The organism is Aeribacillus sp. JST-2 (assembly GCF_056032925.1).
On sequence record NZ_JBVVUU010000099.1, the window covers coordinates 1 to 1,439 of the forward strand.

Genomic DNA, 1,439 nt, shown 5'->3' on the forward strand with positions numbered 1-1,439 from the left:
CTCTTTGATGACTTGTAATTTAAACTCCTTGGAGTGTTTGGTTCGTGTCATGTTGTTTAGCCTCCTTGGTACATTAAGCAGTATATTATTTTTTACTCTTATTGTCCAAGTTCATTTAGGGGCTAAATAGACAGCTTATCGATAATAAAGGAGCATTCCTGTAATGAGGAAATTTGAGGTTTGATAAAAAAAAGTCCCCTTGGTATAGTACAGGGTGTCAATGCGCGTTGACCCCGAATTTCAATAAACCAAGGAGGACTCAAAATGAATTATACACAAAATCAAAAAATCTCTCAAATTACACCATCAACTCTCATTGTAGGTATTGGCTAAAGAAAAGCACGTTGCCCGTTTTCAAGATGACCGAGGCTTAGAATTTGGCAAGAGATTGATCTTTGAAAATCGTATACACGGCTTTCAAACCTTATTAGATTGGGTTAATCATATTCAAAAAGAAAATCATAAGGACCACGTGATTTTTGGAATGGAGCCAACAGGTCATTATTGGCTAAATCTTGCTTACTTTCTTAAGGCAAAAGGATATGATGTAGTGCTAATGAATCCCATGCACGTCAAAAAAAGTAAAGAGCTTGATGACAATTCGCCTACAAAAAACGATACAAAAGATGCTCGTGTCATTGCACAGTTAATGAAAGATGGGCGATACTCCGTACCGAACCTATTAGAGGGCGTATACGCTGAACTAAGGGAAGGCGTCAAATTACGAGATCAGCTCATCAAACAGCTTATGATCATTGAAGGGCGGATTGAAAACGTCATTCAGCGCTTTTTCCCAGAGTTTTTCGATGTGTTTGGAGATTGGAAAGGTAAAGCAGCCTTTTATACCTTGCGCATGTTTCCATTTCCCTCTCATATTCAAAAGTTGTCACCAGAAGAAGTGCTGCAAAAATGGAAACCGTATGTACAGCGTGGGGTTGGGCTGAAACGAGCAACCCGACTCGTAGAAGTAGCGAAAAAGAGCGTTGGGATTGAGACAGGAATCCAGTTCGCAAAAAGAGAATTGGATTGCCTATTGGATCAATATGAGCTTTACAAGAAACAGTTAGCACAACTAGATGAAGAACTAGAAGGTGTTGTTGAAAGCATACCAGGTGCGAAACAAATGACCAATATCCCGGGACTTAGTTACACTACCATTGCTTTGTTCTTTGCGGAAGTAGGAGATTTAACCAAGTACAATCATCCGCAACAATTAGTCAATCTGGCAGGGCTTTCTTTAAGAGAACACAGTTCAGGAAAGTATAAAGGGCAAACACGCATAACCAAAAGGGGTCGAAGACGTTTACGAAAAGCATTATACCTGGCCATTCGACCATTGGTTGCCCATAATCCTGTATTTAAAGCCTTGCATCATTACTATACCAATCGGCCAGACAGGCCGTTAAAAAAACAACAGTCTCTGATTGCCTTGTGTTGTA

1 pseudogene is annotated in these 1,439 nt (G+C 39.8%); it reads left to right on the forward strand.

Annotated elements, in window-relative coordinates:
* Nucleotides 1-264 precede the first annotated feature (264 nt).
* Nucleotides 265-1,439 (forward strand): annotated as a pseudogene (locus tag AC0KTX_RS16735) (IS110 family RNA-guided transposase); the annotation flags it as partial.